The sequence below is a fragment of the Serratia sp. KH_031 genome (assembly GCF_057839655.1).
Genome location: NZ_CM174496.1, coordinates 940,164 through 954,177 on the forward strand (window position 1 = coordinate 940,164; position 14,014 = coordinate 954,177).

The following is a 14,014-nucleotide window of genomic DNA, read 5'->3' on the forward strand; positions in this document are numbered from 1 at the left end:
AATAATTATTATCGTTTACATTCGTCATTATTTCATCATTGGGAAACCAGACATGCAGATCAAACGCTCGCTCTTCGCATTACAAGGAATGTATCCAGCTCGGGGATTAGCGCTCGCTATCGCTGCCAGTTTTGCCTTACCTGTTTTTGCTGCCGAAACTACGGCTAATAAAGAAGATACCATCACTGTCACAGGCAGCAGCCTTGGCTCGCAGGAAAGTGCATGGGGGCCAGTGGGTACCTATGTGGCTAAACAGAGTGCGACCGGTACTAAAACTGATACGCCGTTGGTCAAAACGCCGCAGTCGGTGTCGGTCGTGACGCGTGAGCAACTGGATATGCTGCAACCGACCTCGGTCAAAGAATCGCTGGGTTATACCCCCGGTGTGATGACCGGCAGCCGGGGTAGCTCGAATGCCTACGATGCGGTGTATATCCGCGGTTTTGGTTCAGTAAACCAGAACGAATATCTGGACGGCATAAAACTTCAAGGCGATTTCTTTAACGAAGCCTCGATTGATCCTTATTTCTTGGAACGTGTAGAAGTGCTACGCGGCCCTTCTTCCGTACTGTATGGCAAGAGCAGCCCAGGCGGCGTGGTGGCGATGGTCAGTAAGCGCCCGACCACTGAGTCATTGCGTGAAATCCAATTCAAGATGGGCACCAACAACCTGTATCAAACCGCGTTTGATTTCAGTGATTCGTTGGACGATAGCGGCGTTTACTCTTACCGTTTGACCGGCTTGGCAAGCGATGCTGACGATCAGCAAGAAATGGCGAAGCGTAAGCGTTACACCATTGCCCCAGCATTTACTTGGCGTCCTGACGATCGTACCAGCTTGACCCTGTTGTCCTATTTCCAGGATGAGCCGGACGTCGGTTATTACGGTTGGTTGCCAAAAGAAGGCACGGTTGAAAATGCCCCTTACGGCAAATTACCGACCGATTTCAACGAAGGCGAAGCCAGCAACAAGTTCTCTCGCCAGCAGCAGATGATTGGCTATAACTTTGAGCACGGCTTCAACGATACCTTCACTGTGCGTCAGAATCTGCGTTACAGCAAAGTGCATACTGACCAAAACAGCATTTATGGCGTTGGCGTGCAGCCAACCAATCCTAATATGCTGAACCGTGCGGTCACTATTTCTAATGAGCACCTGAATAACTTCAGCGTAGATACGCAAGGGCAGGCAAAATTCACTACCGGTCAGGTGGATAACACCCTGTTGGTCGGCGTGGATTACATGCGTATGCGTAACGACATCGATGCTTATTTCGGTTCCGCCAACCCATTAGATCTGTCGAATCCACAATATGGCAATGATGCCAAATTCAACCTGTCGCCGACTAACCGCTTGGATCGTCAAGAGCAGACCGGCGTTTATATGCAAGAGCAGGCGGAATGGAATAACTGGATCCTGACGGCAGGTACGCGTTATGACTGGGCAGAAACCAGCGTTGACGATCGCGTTAACAACAAGAAAACGACTCAGAACGATAGTCAGTTGAGTAGCCGTGTAGGTTTGAATTACCTGTTTAATAACGGGGTCTCGCCGTATGTTAGCTACAGCGAATCTTTTGAACCGCAGTCTGGTGCCAACTATGATGGCGCGCCGTTCGATCCTTCACGCGGTAAGCAGTACGAAGCCGGTGTGAAGTACATGCCAAAAGATCGTCCGGTATCTGCTACCTTGGCGCTCTATCAGTTGACCAAAACCAACAACCTGACGGCTGATCCTGACCCGAGCCATGCCTTCTTTAGCGTGCAAGGCGGGGAAATCCGTTCTCGTGGCGTAGAGTTGGAAGGTAAAGCGGCACTGACTGCCAATATCAACCTGTTGGCGTCTTACACTTACACCGACGCGGAATACACCGAAGATAACAGCTATCAAGGCAATACTCCGGCGATCATTCCTAAGCACATGGCGTCACTGTGGGGAGATTACACCTTCCATGAAACGGCGTTGAGCGGCCTGACCCTGGGCGCGGGTGTGCGTTACGTTGGTTCAACCTACGGCGATGAAGCGAACACCTTCAAGGTGCCGGCTTACACCGTCTGGAACACCGTACTGAAATACGATCTGGCTCGTTTCAACCTGCCGGGCTCCTCCGTTGCGCTGAACGTGAATAACCTGTTCAACAAAGAGTATGTCTCAAGCTGCTTCGCGACTTACGGCTGCTTCTGGGGCGCTGAGCGTCAGGTCGTTGCTACCGCAACTTTCCGTTTCTAACCGGATCAACGGGGCGACAAGTGTCGCCCCGTGCAAGATAGGGCTTTATGCAGGATAAACACCTAAACCGCGATGCAACCTTCATATTGGATAAAGCGAGCTTTACCGTTCCTGGACGGGTGCTGCTGCAACCGCTGTCTCTGACCTTTCCTCAAGGTAAAGTGTGTGGCTTGATCGGTCATAACGGATCAGGTAAATCCACACTGCTGAAAATTCTTGGTCGCCATCAACCTCCATCTGCTGGCCGAGCACTCCTCAACGATCAACCGTTAGCCCAATGGGATAGCAAAGCCTTTGCGCGCCAAGTGGCTTATTTACCGCAACAACTGCCAGCGGCAGAAGGTATGACGGTACGTGAGTTGGTGGCGATTGGCCGCTATCCGTGGCACGGTGCATTGGGGCGTTTTGGCGTCAATGACCGTCAATGGGTGGAAGAGGCTATTGCGCTGGTCGGGTTGAAACCCTTCGCCGGGCGGCTGGTGGACAGTTTGTCCGGTGGCGAACGTCAACGCGCTTGGTTAGCGATGATGGTCGCACAAGATAGCCGTTGCCTGTTGTTGGATGAACCGACCTCGGCGCTGGACATCGCCCATCAGGTTGAAGTATTGGCACTGATCCAGCGTTTAAGCCATGAACGTGGTTTAACGGTGATTGCGGTTCTGCACGATATTAATATGGCGGCGCGTTATTGCGACCATTTGGTTGCCCTGCGTGGTGGCGCGATGATTGCTCAAGGTGCGCCGTTGGAACTGATGCAAGGGCCGGTGCTGGAAGAGATTTACGGTATCCCGATGGGGACGTTGCCACACCCAAGCGGCGGTGCGCCGGTGAGTTTTGTCTACTGATGTCTGATTCTTTGTATGATCCTCAGCGCCGCCGTTTATTGACGGCGCTAGCGCTTTCTCCGCTGCTATTTTCTTTACCCGGTCGCGGCGATGTATTACCCGATGCTTCACGCATTGTGGCGTTAGAATGGTTGCCGATCGAGCTGTTGATGGCGCTCGGTGTGACGCCATTGGCCGTCGCCGATACCCGTAATTACAATCTGTGGGTGAATGAACCGAAATTACCTTCGACGGTAGTAGACGTCGGTCAACGAACTGAACCCAATTTGGAACTGCTACAACAGATTAACCCTTCATTAATCCTGCTTTCGCAAGGCTATGGGCCATCGCCAGAAAAACTACAAACTATCGCGCCGACCATGGGCTTTGCCTTTAACGATGGCAGTGGTAAACCGTTGACGGTTGCTCGCCAATCGCTGCTACAACTGGGTCAGCGCTTAGGACTGGAAGCGCGTGCGGAACAGCATTTACTGCAGTTTGATCGCTTTATCCAACATGCACGTCAGCAACTGCAGGCTTATACCGCTCAACCGCTGTTGTTGTTCTCCTTGATCGACAATCGCCATGCGTTGGTGATTGGTCAAAAAAGTCTGTTCCAGGAAGTCATGGATCAACTCGGTATCCAGAATGCCTGGCAGGGTGAAACCAATTTTTGGGGTTCGGCAGTGGTTGGCATCGAACGTCTGGCAGCGGTGAAAAATGCCAGAGCGATTTATTTCGATCATGGTAATCAGGCGATGTTTGCTCAGGTCAGCTCAACACCGTTATGGCAAGCGTTGCCATTTGTACGTCAGAACCAGCTAAAGCAGGTACCTGCGGCGTGGATCTACGGTGCAACGCTCTCCGCGATGCGTTTTTGCCGTTTGCTGGCGAGTGCGCAGGGGAGCCAACTATGAGCCGCCAACGTATTTTGCCATTCGGACTGATTCTCCTGCTGCTGGTGATCGCCTGCGCTTTGACTTGGCATAACTTGCTACAACAGTTGCCGCTGGCTCAATGGGCACAGGCACTGAGCAAGCCAGATATTGATAATGTTGAGCAGATGTTATTCAACTATAGCGCGCTGCCTCGTCTATCCGTTTCTCTGCTCGCAGGTGCTGGTTTGGGATTGGTCGGCGTGTTGTTCCAACAGGTATTACGTAACCCGTTGGCGGAGCCTGCGACGCTAGGTGTGGCCTCGGGTGCCAAACTTGGCCTGACGGTAGCGACGTTGTGGATGCTGCCGGGGGGCGAGTTGACCCAACAACTGGCGGCCATGGTGGGCGCGGTTGTGGTCGGCGCATTGGTGTTTGGTGTCGCTTGGGGCAAACGTATGTCGCCGGTCACGCTGATTCTGGCCGGGCTGGTGGTCGGTTTGTATTGTGGTGCGGTTAATAGCTTGCTGGCGTTGTTCCACTATGAACAGTTGCAAGGCTTGTTCCTGTGGGGAACCGGGGCGCTTAACCAGCAAGATTGGAGCAACGTACAATTCATTTGGCCGCGTTTGTTAATCACCATGGTGTTAGCAGCGTTGTTGATTCGCCCGTTGACCTTGTTGGGGTTGGACGACGGTGTTGCCCGCAACTTAGGATTAGGTTTAGCCAGCGCACGTTTCTGTGCTCTGGCTGTGGCGATCATCTTCAGCGCCATGCTGGTCAATGCGGTCGGTGTAGTCGGCTTTATCGGCCTATTCGCTCCGCTGATGGCGAAAATGCTCGGTGCTCGCCGCTTGGTACATCGCATGATCTTGGCGACCTTGCTGGGCGCCTTGTTGTTGTGGTTAACCGACCAAGTGATGATTTGGCTGACCAGCATTTGGCGGGAAATTCCTACCGGTGCGGCTACCGCGTTGATTGGCGCACCGTTGCTGTTGTGGTTGTTACCACGGCTGCGCAGTGCCAGTAAGCCACCACCGATGGACCTTGGGGACAGGGTTCCTGCTGAACGTGGACATCTGGCTCTGTGGATGGGGTTGGGCTGCGTGATATTAGTTATCGGATTGATCACAGCGCTGGCCTTGGGTCAGAATACGACGGGGTGGCATTGGAGCTATGGCGCGGAGCTGGAATCACTATTGCCGTGGCGTTGGCCGCGAGTCGTTTCCGCTTTAGCCGCTGGTATGATGTTGGCGGTTGCTGGCACCTTGATCCAAAAACTGACCGGTAACCCGATGGCGAGCCCAGAAGTGTTGGGGATTAGCTCAGGTGCGGCGTTCGGTGTGGTGGCCATGCTGTTTATCGTACCGGGTAATGCCTTCGTCTGGTTGCTTCCTGCCGGTAGTTTAGGCGCAGCAGGTACGCTATTGATCATCCTGATCGCGGCTGGTCGTGGTGGGTTTTCTACCGAGCGGATGCTGTTGGCGGGGATCGCATTGAGTACCGCGTTCACCACCACCATCTTCTTGCTATTAGCGAGTGGCGATCCGCGTATGGGCGGTGTACTGGCTTGGATCTCCGGCTCAACCTATTCGGTGGATGCGGCTTCGTCGGTACGAACAGCGGTTATCGCCGCAGTGCTGATCGCGTTAGCACCTTTGTGCCGCCGCTGGCTGATGATTTTGCCATTGGGCAGTGCGACCGCCCGTTCGGTGGGGATCGCCTTAACGCCGGTGCGTATGACTATTTTGCTACTCGCCGCCACGCTGACCGCGATGGCGACATTGACCGTTGGCCCACTGAGTTTTATCGGCTTAATGGCTCCGCATATGGCACGGATGTTAGGTTTCCGCCGCGCGTGGCCACAGATGGTCATCGCCGCTTTGCTTGGCGGGTTACTGATGGTCTTCGCTGATTGGTGTGGCCGAATGGTGATGTTCCCGAATCAAATCCCTGCCGGATTATTGGCAACCTTTATCGGTGCGCCATACTTCGTTTATCTATTGCGAAAACAGACGGCATAATCCTTTTTCGAGGCGGAATGGCACCAACATCCACTTGGCCACAACGCCTCAATCCCCCGTGATATATCCCGACTTTTTCATTGCTCGCACGGCAATACACAACAGTGTAGCAACCAAAGCTAACAAGCTTGGCAAGTACAACGAGGAGAGGCTATAACTCTCAACCGTGGCTTGTGTTGTTAATACCAACATCACTAAGAAAGTGATGTAGAGCGTGCTGTATTCTTTGACGACCACGCGTTTCCAATTGAATGACATTGTGCGCAATGTTTGCCCTAAGCCGCTTAAACGCGGGAGAAGACGAGGTGTCCGTTGGCAATACTGACGATATTCTGCCCCAAACTTTTCACCGAGAAAATCCTCCTCTGCCGCAATGATGCAGGCATAGGAAAAATAAAACAGAGGTATGGCGACGATCAAATACCAAACGGAGTCAGAAGCAATGCCGAAGCCTGTCAGCATCAGCAAATTCCCTAGATACAGTGGATTTCGACAGTGGGAGAACAACCCATTTTGCACCAGATGATGAGCATAAACGCGTTTGTTGCGCCCACCACGGACAATATAGTCCAGCCCCACGGTCATCACACGAACCCCTTGTCCGACTAAAACCAGCAGTAGTCCAATCAACAACGACAATTGCGGATTTCTAAATACCGATACACTGTCAATAAACAATAAAAGATATAATAAAGGGAACAGGTTATTACGGGTCTTAAATAATATGTTACCCACGTTAATCATCATTTTAATGCAACCAATCCGCAGAAATTATACCACTTGAAAAATATACTGACATTCCCAAAACCGATATCTTTTAGTAGTTGAATGTTTTCTTCCAGAGTATATGGGATTAGCACGTTTTCTAGTGCCTCTCGTTTTTGACTGATCTCAAGTTCACTGTAGCCGTGACGTCTTTTCATATCATAGTAATAGCGAATATAATTACGATTAAGCGTGGTATCTTTCTCGACAGTTTTTTCAACCAAGATTAGCGCACTACCCTTATTCATTCCCTTATATAATGAAGATAGCAACAATTGCCGTTGTAAAGGTCGAATAAACTGTAAGGTAAGAACGCAGGTGACTACGGAGATATTATCCATCGGTGGTAGTTGGCATAAATCTTCGCACTTCAATGAAATATTCCGTTGCGAACCGCTATGGGATAATTTTTCCTGACACTTATCCAACATCTCCATGGCATTATCGATGCCAATGAGTTCTATCTCGGCGGGGAGGCTTTCATCCAGCGCTAACAGCGTGGTGCCTGTCGCACATCCTAGGTCACAAACTATACCGCCTTCGGCGGCGTAATCAGCCGCTTGCTCAACAACCATGCGTTGAATTTCTCGATAGAACGGGACTGACCGATTAACCATATCGTCAAATACGCCTGCAACAACATCGTCGAAACAAAAATCATCAATAATCTTTGTTTGTGAGAATACGGTGTCTTGAGTTTTTGTCATGTTTTCTCTCCTGGCATCCAATAATATTACATGCATAATTGCGCGAGTTAATGACGATATTTATATTAATACCTGAGTGAGAGAAGTTTATTTGTTTTTCTAAATATTACTTGTGCTGAATATCTTTACACTATGAGTTAATAAATGATTAATTAATTGCATTTAATGTAATGTGATATTGTATCGATTGGATGTGTGTGTCACAGCTTTAATAAATATAACCCACTCTGTGGTTGTCTTAAGGTTTTCTTAACCTGAAGTGGGTATGTTTTATTTGGGGAAGTAATAGCATTTCATTATTTGATCTCGATTTTATTGTCATATCTTTACAAAAAAATGGCGGCTTTAATGGGGAGTGGAGAGCGAAGATTAACCCGATGGAGTTCATTCTTTAGCAAAACAAAAACGGCGAGCACTTGGCTCGCCGTGTTCATTCAACGCGTTTGGCTTATTTCAGGCCGGCAGCATCACGCAGTTGGGCTGCTTTGTCGGTTGCTTCCCAAGGGAAGTGCTCACGACCAAAGTGACCGTAGGCCGCGGTTTCGCGATAGATAGGTTGTAGCAGGTTCATCATCTGGATCAAACCGTATGGGCGCAGATCGAAGAACTCACGCACCAGCAGAGTCAGTTGCTCGGTGGATATTTTCTCGGTACCGAAGGTTTCCACCATGATTGAGGTGGGTTCAGCGACGCCGATCGCGTAGGAAACCTGGATCTCACAACGGTCAGCCAAGCCAGCCGCCACGATGTTTTTCGCCACATAACGTGCAGCGTAGGCCGCAGAACGGTCAACTTTAGAAGGATCTTTACCGGAGAACGCGCCGCCACCGTGACGAGCCATGCCGCCGTAAGTATCAACGATGATTTTACGACCGGTCAGACCACAGTCGCCCATTGGGCCACCGATAACGAAACGACCCGTCGGGTTGATGTGATATTTAGTGCTGGCACTCAGCCACTCGGCAGGCAGAACGGGCTTGATGATCTCTTCCATCACGGCTTCTTGCAGATCTTTCAGCGCAATGTCGTCGGAATGCTGAGTAGACAGCACTACGGCATCAATGCCGACGATTTTGCCATCGTCATACTGGAAAGTGACCTGGCTTTTAGCATCAGGGCGCAGCCACGACAGGGTGCCGTTCTTACGTACTTCAGCCTGACGCTGCACCAAACGGTGTGCGTAGGTAATTGGCGCAGGCATCAACACGTCAGTTTCATTGGTCGCATAACCAAACATTAGACCTTGGTCGCCAGCACCTTGCTCTAGTGGATCAGTACGGTCAACACCTTGGTTGATATCTGGCGATTGCTTGCCGATCGCGCTCAGTACAGCGCATGAATTGGCATCAAAGCCCATATCTGAATGGACATAGCCGATGTCGCGCACGGTCTGACGGGTGATTTCTTCGATATCAACCCAAGCACTGGTGGTGATTTCACCGCCAACCAATACCATGCCGGTTTTCACGTAGGTTTCACAAGCTACGCGTGCTTTCGGATCTTGCTCTAGGATCGCGTCGAGAACCGCATCGGAAATCTGGTCAGCGATTTTATCAGGATGCCCTTCAGAAACAGATTCGGACGTGAAGAGGTGTTTAGCCATGGTGTTCATTACCTTGCATAAGACGGGTTAGAGATTACTGCACAGCGCTGGAAATCCGGGCATCAAAGCGAAGGTTTTTCCGCTGATGGCGAGATGCATCCTGCAACGCCCCTCAGGCAAAGCCGTTAAGCAGTTTATCGGTTAATCGGTATAGATGGATTAACATCTGGACGTCTATTTTAAGACAGGGCTGATATCGATTACCAGTAGTTTTTTATCATTTAACGTTTTTGCGCAAACGTAGTGGCGCCATTTTCGTCGCTTGAAACGATAACTGACAAATTTTCATTTTGCATTTTACCCAGGTTATCGGTATAAACTGCGCGCGCGGTTCATTTGGTGCACAGCATGGAGGGTAAGCAAACCTCTTGGCAATTCACCGACAGCACCGCTTCATCGAACGGTCACGTTCTTACACTATATAGAGGCTGAGTCGTTTACTAAGAACGACAGGCGTGGAGGTGGTTGGGTTAATGATCCGTTGTCTACCGGTTGTTGGTTCTCAGCAGCAGCGCTATCCTGGCGCGCATTATTCTCTTCTCCCCCATTTCGTCTCTACACCATCTACCCGATGTTATACACATCTGGGCGCTACTCAGGATGCTCGGGCCGGTTGACGGTCGCTTGAAGCACTGAACAAGGGTAGCCTGCAGCCTTCCTGTGGGATGTTTCTTGACCTGATTCTCGAGGTTTGAACAAGGTGTCTTACAATTATATGAACGCTGATCGCGCACAGCAGCTTTATTTGCTGCCAAAACGGCGGTTTGCTGGGTTGTTCTCGTGGGTTGTTGCTGCGATAGTGGCTGACTGTATCGTCAGTACGGGATGTGAGGCGAGTAATGTCTGATGATCTGTTGATTCAACGTCCGTGTACTACGGGCGAACCTATATCTTTGCGCTCCATGCAGGAGGTTGCCATGAATGATCGTAACGCGAGCAAAATGCTGCGTACTTATAACGTCGCCTACTGGGGCAACAATTACTATGACGTCAACGAGTTAGGTCACATCAGTGTGTGCCCGGACCCGGATGTCCCACAGGCACGTGTCGATCTGGCTGAACTGGTCAAAGAGCGCCAGAAAGATGGGCAGCGCCTGCCGGCGTTATTCTGCTTCCCGCAGATCCTGCAACATCGCCTGCGTTCGATTAACGCCGCATTCAAACGTGCGCGCGAATCGTTCGGTTATGAAGGTGGCTATTTCTTGGTTTACCCGATCAAGGTGAACCAACATCGCCGCGTGATCGAATCATTGATTAACTCTGGCGAACCGCTGGGGCTGGAAGCCGGTTCCAAAGCGGAACTGATGGCTGTGCTGGCTCATGCCGGTATGACCCGCTCGGTGATCGTCTGTAACGGCTACAAAGACCGCGAATATATTCGTCTGGCGCTGATCGGCGAAAAACTGGGGCACAAGGTGTACCTGGTGATCGAGAAGATGTCAGAGATCAACATGGTGCTGGAAGAAGCTGAGCGTCTGAACGTGATTCCACGTTTGGGCGTGCGTGCGCGTTTGGCATCGCAGGGTTCAGGTAAATGGCAGTCGAGCGGTGGTGAAAAATCCAAGTTCGGTCTGGCCGCGGTTCAGGTATTGAAACTGGTCGAAACGCTGCGCGAAGCGGGCCGCCTCGACAGCCTGCAGTTGCTGCACTTCCACTTAGGTTCGCAGTTGGCGAATATCCGCGATATCGCGACCGGCGTGCGCGAGTCGGCACGTTTCTACGTCGAGCTACATAAGCTGGGTGTGAACATCCAATGCTTCGACGTGGGTGGCGGTTTAGGTGTGGATTACGAAGGTACACGTTCCCAATCTGACTGTTCGGTCAACTATGGTTTGAACGAATACGCCAACAACGTAATTTGGGGCATCGGTGACGCTTGTAATGAGCATGGTTTACCGCATCCGACGGTGATCACCGAATCCGGTCGTGCAGTCACTGCGCACCATACTGTATTGGTTTCCAACGTGATTGGCGTTGAGCGCAACGAATTCAACGATCCACTACCGCCAACGGAAGATGCACCACGTGCATTGGAAAGCTTATGGGAAACTTGGCTGGAACTGAACGAACCAGAGAACCGCCGTTCATTGCGTGAATGGTTGCACGACAGCCAGATGGATTTGCACGACGTTCACACTCAATATGCTCACGGTATGTTGGATCTGACTAAGCGTGCTTGGGCGGAAGAGCTGTACCTGAATATCTGCAACAAGATCCAGAAACAGTTGGACCCGAGCAACCGTGCGCACCGTCCGATCATTGATGAACTGCAAGAACGTATGGCGGATAAGTTCTACGTCAACTTCTCGCTGTTCCAATCGATGCCAGATGCTTGGGGGATTGACCAACTGTTCCCGGTGCTGCCGTTGGAAGGGTTGGACAAGCCACCAGAAGGCCGTGCGGTACTGCTGGACATCACCTGTGATTCCGATGGCACCATCGATCACTACGTGGACGGTGACGGCGTGGCGACGACTATGCCAATGCCGCCATACGATCCAGCGAACCCACCGATTTTGGGCTTCTTTATGGTGGGTGCCTATCAGGAAATCTTGGGCAATATGCATAACCTGTTTGGCGACACCGCTTCGGTGGATGTCTTCGTCTTCCCTGATGGTTCGGTAGAAACCGAATTGTCCGACGAAGGGGATACCGTTGCCGATATGCTGGAATATGTGCAGTTAGATCCTAAAGCGCTGCTGGCTAAATTCCGCGACCAGGTTAAAGAAACCGATCTGGATAGCGAACTGCAAGCGCAATTCGTGGAAGAGTTTGAATCTGGATTATACGGTTATACTTATTTAGAAGATGAATAAGTAATAATTGATATGAATGATGGAAAGGCGCTGAGCATTCAGCGCCTTTTTTAATATCTAAATGAAACTAGAATATTTAAAACCAATAGCTATTTTAATTTATGTTGCATTTAGACAACGGAAGAGATAAATAAGACGTTTGAGTTATAAGTTAACTCGTGTGTTACTGAGTGAAATTTTGATGCAAGGAGGGCATGTGGAAAAACAATGGAAGCGTTGGTTGTTCATTTTTATTTCATCATCGATAGCCTTTTATTGTTGGAGTAGAGGTTTGGTTTTTTACTTCTGCCCAACTGAATGGATGCGATTTGAACCTGCTATTAAGCTGATAGTATTCTTTGGTTTTATTTGCATTTTCTACGGATTGAATGTTTTTTATCGCTGGTTCTTTCATAAACCGAGTAACAATAACTACAATATGAAGGTAGATAACTTAGTATTTTTTACTGTGTTCTTTTGTGCGTTCTGTGTTCCTCAACTATTGGTGAGGGATATGGCTATTTATAGGAATGGATTATTTTCTGATGGTGAAAAGATTGCTTTTCTATTTTTAACTATGTTGGGTATTGAGTTTGTCTTGATTGGAGTCTATCGACTAACATTTTATCTTAGAGATAGTTGGCATTTGAAACGGTGGGGCGGTTCTAAAAGATAAAAAATATATGATCACTTAATTTTATGGTGGCAGCTCAATGAAAGTAATTGACTTTATTAAACTATTCTTTTTCGTCGGTGTTTCCCCTTCATTGATTACCTATTCTTCGCTAAGAATTATGCAACCGGATAATAGTGCGGTGGATATTATGATCGCTTTTTTTGTTTACTTGGGTGTGCTTTCATCATTTTCATGGTTACTGCGATTTTATTATTGGTATAACGGTAAATCAACGGACTAACACCCATGTTACCTAACAACCACCACCTCTATCGCCAAGCCTATTTCACCGCTCAAGCCACGCATACTGAGGGGGAGATATTAATTCCTCCTAGCCTGAATATGACGGTATTCGCTTACGCGAGTATCGCGGTGGTTGGTGCTCTATTCGCTTTTTTGATCTTGGGTGAATATACCCGCAAGGCGCGTTTGGATGGCGTTGTTATGCCATCAACTGGTTTGGTGAAAGTGGTGGCGCGTAGCGAAGGCAGTGTTGAGGCGTTATTGGTCAAAGAGGGCGATAAAGTTGAAGCAGGGCAGTTACTTTATCGTCTTAGTGGTGAACGTTACGATGGTTTGGGCGTAGCGACGTTGGCGGCGGTAAAAATATCGTTAACTCAGCAATATCAAATGCTGGAGCAACAGCGTCAGCAGGAAATGGCGGCTAATACTACCCAACAACAAGGTTTACGTTTACGTCTTGGGCAATTACAAGATGAGTTAAATAGTGCTGCCGAAGCGTTGAAATTATCATTACAGCAAGCCGTATTAATTCGCTCGGTGATGGATCGCTATCGTCAGTTGGTCAGCAAAAAATACGTTTCAGAAATCGAATATCAGCAGAAACAAATCGATCTGGCAGCAGCAGAAGGCTATGTCGAAAGCCAAAGACAGGCGCAGCAGCGATTGAGGCGTGAATTAGAGTCCACCAAAACCGAATTAAGTAGTTTGCAACAGCAAGGAAATAGTCGCCGGGCGGAGTTGGATCGCCAGCTACAAGGTATTCGCCAACAGCAAATCGAACTCCAAGCACAAGAAATTACTACCTTGACCGCACCGGTTGCGGGCAGTGTCGCGGCGGTGTTGATTAAATCTGGGCAAACGGTCAATCAGAATGAAACCTTATTAACCTTGGTGCCAGCCGATGCGCAGCTCCAAGTGGAACTTTACGCGCCGAGTAAATCCGTTGGTTTTATCAAACCTAATCAACGTGTTGGTCTGCGCTTTGCTGCCTATCCATTTGAAAAGTTCGGTGTGCAATATGGCATAACGCGTGAGGTCACGCGTTCCAGTCTCAGCTCTGTTGATGTTATGCAACGTAACCCGGTGACGTGGAAAGAAAATGAAGGTCATTATCGCGTGGTGGTGGCGCTGGATAAGGCCACCGTGACCGCTTATGGCCGACAAGAACCTTTACGAGTGGGGATGGCGGTAGCAGCGGATGTTGATCTGGATACCCGACGGCTTTACGAATGGCTGCTGGAACCTTTATGGAGCCTACGCGGCAAAATATAA

12 protein-coding genes are annotated in these 14,014 nt (G+C 49.7%); 9 read left to right on the forward strand and 3 right to left on the reverse strand.

The features are described 5' to 3' along the window. The first annotated feature begins 52 nt into the window (after positions 1 to 52). From fhuA to fhuB, 4 genes are read left to right on the forward strand one after another with little or no spacing between them, the layout of a single operon-like run. Positions 53 to 2,230, forward strand: a complete 2,178-nt coding sequence (gene fhuA / locus AC3ISQ_RS04090; RefSeq protein WP_489350778.1) for a ferrichrome porin FhuA — start codon at positions 53 to 55, stop codon at positions 2,228 to 2,230. A gap of 47 nt (positions 2,231 to 2,277) precedes the next feature. Further along, entirely contained in the window at positions 2,278 to 3,075 is a 798-nt protein-coding gene (fhuC, locus tag AC3ISQ_RS04095) for a Fe3+-hydroxamate ABC transporter ATP-binding protein FhuC (RefSeq protein ID WP_489350780.1), read from the forward strand. After that, positions 3,075 to 3,971: a Fe(3+)-hydroxamate ABC transporter substrate-binding protein FhuD gene (fhuD, locus tag AC3ISQ_RS04100; protein WP_489350782.1), complete on the forward strand. Its 897-nt coding sequence runs from the start codon at positions 3,075 to 3,077 to the stop codon at positions 3,969 to 3,971. The genes fhuC and fhuD overlap by 1 nt, the downstream gene beginning before the upstream one ends. Beyond that, positions 3,968 to 5,953, forward strand: coding sequence for a Fe(3+)-hydroxamate ABC transporter permease FhuB (gene fhuB, locus AC3ISQ_RS04105; protein ID WP_489350784.1), 1,986 nt, complete (start codon positions 3,968 to 3,970; stop codon positions 5,951 to 5,953). The genes fhuD and fhuB overlap by 4 nt, the downstream gene beginning before the upstream one ends. A 48-nt stretch (positions 5,954 to 6,001) precedes the next feature. Here fhuB and AC3ISQ_RS04110 read toward each other — a convergent pair whose 3' ends face one another. From AC3ISQ_RS04110 to metK, 3 genes are all read right to left on the reverse strand, one after another. Then, positions 6,002 to 6,592, reverse strand: a complete 591-nt coding sequence (locus AC3ISQ_RS04110; protein WP_489350786.1) for a methyltransferase family protein — start codon at positions 6,590 to 6,592, stop codon at positions 6,002 to 6,004. 104 nt (positions 6,593 to 6,696) lie between these two features. Then, on the reverse strand, positions 6,697 to 7,425 hold the full coding sequence (cmoA, locus tag AC3ISQ_RS04115) for a carboxy-S-adenosyl-L-methionine synthase CmoA (RefSeq protein ID WP_489350788.1): 729 nt from the start codon (positions 7,423 to 7,425) through the stop codon (positions 6,697 to 6,699). Positions 7,426 to 7,873: 448 nt separating this feature from the next. After that, the gene (gene metK / locus AC3ISQ_RS04120) at positions 7,874 to 9,028 is read right to left on the reverse strand and encodes a methionine adenosyltransferase (RefSeq protein WP_489350790.1); all 1,155 of its coding nucleotides are present in this window, start codon (positions 9,026 to 9,028) and stop codon (positions 7,874 to 7,876) included. Positions 9,029 to 9,501: 473 nt separating this feature from the next. Between metK and AC3ISQ_RS04125 the strand changes: the two genes are divergently transcribed. The 5 genes from AC3ISQ_RS04125 to AC3ISQ_RS04145 all read left to right on the forward strand — a co-directional run bounded on the left by AC3ISQ_RS04125 (position 9,502) and on the right by AC3ISQ_RS04145 (position 14,014). Beyond that, the gene (locus AC3ISQ_RS04125; RefSeq protein WP_489350792.1) at positions 9,502 to 9,645 is read left to right on the forward strand and encodes a hypothetical protein; all 144 of its coding nucleotides are present in this window, start codon (positions 9,502 to 9,504) and stop codon (positions 9,643 to 9,645) included. A 98-nt stretch (positions 9,646 to 9,743) separates the two neighbouring features. Continuing rightward, positions 9,744 to 9,875 (forward strand): hypothetical protein, encoded by a 132-nt coding sequence (locus AC3ISQ_RS04130; protein ID WP_489350794.1) that lies wholly within the window; start codon positions 9,744 to 9,746, stop codon positions 9,873 to 9,875. Beyond that, complete coding sequence (speA, locus tag AC3ISQ_RS04135) at positions 9,868 to 11,844, forward strand: biosynthetic arginine decarboxylase (RefSeq protein WP_489350796.1); 1,977 nt, start codon at positions 9,868 to 9,870, stop codon at positions 11,842 to 11,844. The genes AC3ISQ_RS04130 and speA overlap by 8 nt, the downstream gene beginning before the upstream one ends. Positions 11,845 to 12,040: 196 nt before the next feature. After that, entirely contained in the window at positions 12,041 to 12,499 is a 459-nt protein-coding gene (locus tag AC3ISQ_RS04140; protein WP_489350798.1) for a hypothetical protein, read from the forward strand. 246 nt (positions 12,500 to 12,745) lie between these two features. Continuing rightward, on the forward strand, positions 12,746 to 14,014 hold the full coding sequence (locus AC3ISQ_RS04145) for an HlyD family secretion protein (protein ID WP_489350800.1): 1,269 nt from the start codon (positions 12,746 to 12,748) through the stop codon (positions 14,012 to 14,014).

Excerpts from the sequence above, each read along its gene's own strand:
- fhuA (WP_489350778.1), top strand. The coding sequence starts at position 53 with ATGCAGATCAAACGCTCGCTCTTCGCATTACAAGGAATGTATCCAGCT.
- fhuC (WP_489350780.1), top strand. The coding sequence starts at position 2,278 with ATGCAGGATAAACACCTAAACCGCGATGCAACCTTCATATTGGATAAA.
- fhuD (WP_489350782.1), top strand. The coding sequence starts at position 3,075 with ATGTCTGATTCTTTGTATGATCCTCAGCGCCGCCGTTTATTGACGGCG.
- fhuB (WP_489350784.1), top strand. The coding sequence starts at position 3,968 with ATGAGCCGCCAACGTATTTTGCCATTCGGACTGATTCTCCTGCTGCTG.
- cmoA (WP_489350788.1), bottom strand. The coding sequence starts at position 7,425 with ATGACAAAAACTCAAGACACCGTATTCTCACAAACAAAGATTATTGAT.
- metK (WP_489350790.1), bottom strand. The coding sequence starts at position 9,028 with ATGGCTAAACACCTCTTCACGTCCGAATCTGTTTCTGAAGGGCATCCT.
- AC3ISQ_RS04125 (WP_489350792.1), top strand. The coding sequence starts at position 9,502 with ATGATCCGTTGTCTACCGGTTGTTGGTTCTCAGCAGCAGCGCTATCCT.
- AC3ISQ_RS04130 (WP_489350794.1), top strand. The coding sequence starts at position 9,744 with ATGAACGCTGATCGCGCACAGCAGCTTTATTTGCTGCCAAAACGGCGG.
- speA (WP_489350796.1), top strand. The coding sequence starts at position 9,868 with ATGTCTGATGATCTGTTGATTCAACGTCCGTGTACTACGGGCGAACCT.
- AC3ISQ_RS04145 (WP_489350800.1), top strand. The coding sequence starts at position 12,746 with ATGTTACCTAACAACCACCACCTCTATCGCCAAGCCTATTTCACCGCT.